This window comes from Candidatus Nitrosarchaeum limnium BG20 (assembly GCF_000241145.1).
Lineage (GTDB): Archaea > Thermoproteota > Nitrososphaeria > Nitrososphaerales > Nitrosopumilaceae > Nitrosarchaeum > Nitrosarchaeum limnae.
The window spans coordinates 1-1369 of record NZ_AHJG01000105.1; the positions used below are offsets into that span (position 1 = coordinate 1).

The 1369-nt window shown below is 29.9% G+C and carries 3 protein-coding genes; 1 reads left to right on the forward strand and 2 read right to left on the reverse strand.

Features of this window, described 5'->3' with window-relative positions; translation table 11 throughout:
- Window positions 1-45 precede the first annotated feature (45 nt).
- On the reverse strand, window positions 46-288 hold the full coding sequence (locus BG20_RS03335; protein WP_007401510.1) for a hypothetical protein: 243 nt from the start codon (window positions 286-288) through the stop codon (window positions 46-48).
- Window positions 289-526: 238 nt separating this feature from the next.
- On the opposite strand from BG20_RS03335, the gene BG20_RS03340 reads away from it, so the two are divergent.
- Window positions 527-1090: an HD domain-containing protein gene (locus BG20_RS03340; protein WP_010190912.1), complete on the forward strand. Its 564-nt coding sequence runs from the start codon at window positions 527-529 to the stop codon at window positions 1088-1090.
- A gap of 4 nt (window positions 1091-1094) precedes the next feature.
- Here BG20_RS03340 and BG20_RS03345 read toward each other — a convergent pair.
- Window positions 1095-1369, reverse strand: a 275-nt coding sequence (locus BG20_RS03345) for a hypothetical protein (protein WP_010190914.1), incomplete at its 5' end; no start/stop codon positions are given.

A 1369-nucleotide genomic window follows, 5' to 3' on the forward strand; every position in this document is an offset into this window, starting at 1 on the left:
CCACACCTAATCCGAAAAGTGACATATTAAATTTTATTTATATGATTAACTTTTATCCAATAATTCTTCTATGATGTATTTTCGAACAGATGCAAATTCCCATTCCCTCAAATCAGCATTTTTACATTCTTCTTTAATGATCAATCCTGCTAATCCCTTACTCCAAATGTGTCTGTTAACATCATAAACTTCTAGAATCTTTCCATGTTTTGTAATTTTTATACTGCCATGACATCTTTGGATGACTTTTGAAGCAACGTTCCGATATAATGTGTCAAGATTAGCCATGAAGAACTATAGATTTTCAGGATATCAAAAATGTTATGCTTTGATAAAAACAAACATATGAAATAATACCAATATATCTTAGAACAGTGAACAAACTGATGCTGATGATTAGTAGAAAAGCTATATCTGATTATTGATGAGTTTGCCGAATTATGAAGCATATTACATATAACTTGAGAAAACAATGAACAAAATTAAAGAATAAACATCTACATAATAGAAAAGAAATTACAAATTGATGGATGACACTGAGGAGATGGTACTTAATGCAAAAAAATTTGCTCAAGATAAACATAAAAATCAAAAAAGGAATGACGGAGTAACGCCGTATGTTGTTCATTTAGAAGGAGTAGTAACTAGACTAAAAAATTTAGGAATTTCAGATAAAGAATCATTATGTGCAGCTTGGTTGCATGACATCCTAGAAGCAACAGATGTAACATTTGATCAAATTAATGAAAGATTTGGAAGAGAGGTCGCAGTAATTGTTTTATCATTAACTAAAGATCAAAAGATTCCAAAAAAAGATAGAGAAACACAGTACATCAATCAATTAAAAAATGCATCATTTCAGACAAAAATTATAAAATTATGCGACATATCTGCAAATTTAAAAGATTTGTCAAATGCACCAATTTCAAAAACGCAAAAAAACAAACAGATCAAAAAGATTCTACATTATCTTAGAATAATTAAAAACGACATAGCAGAAAAGAAATCAACATATCCAAAAATTCAAGAAATTATTGATGGCATTAATACAATTTGTATTAAATTCAAACAAAAACCAATTTTTATTTAAATTTTTACGTTGGAGGGTCAATCACTTTTACAGTCATTGAAAGGGGAGCAGATAATGCCTCAGGATTGTCAATGCCTTTCCAGACAAATACCTCAATTGTATACATGCCGGGTTCAGTAGAAGTCCAAGATTGTGCAGGTGAAAAAGATTGCCTAGGAGATAGAGAACCAGTTAACCAAGATAGTGAAATGACAATCTGATTTTCATCTTTTACCTGAGTTAAATATGCAAATGATTGTTGTGTATCTTGATTATTTGAGACATCTGCAGTGATCATAA

What these genes read in the sequence shown, in the direction of transcription:
- BG20_RS03335 (WP_007401510.1), bottom strand. Translation starts at nt 288, where the DNA reads ATGGCTAATCTTGACACATTATATCGGAACGTTGCTTCAAAAGTCATC.
- BG20_RS03340 (WP_010190912.1), top strand. Translation starts at nt 527, where the DNA reads ATGGATGACACTGAGGAGATGGTACTTAATGCAAAAAAATTTGCTCAA.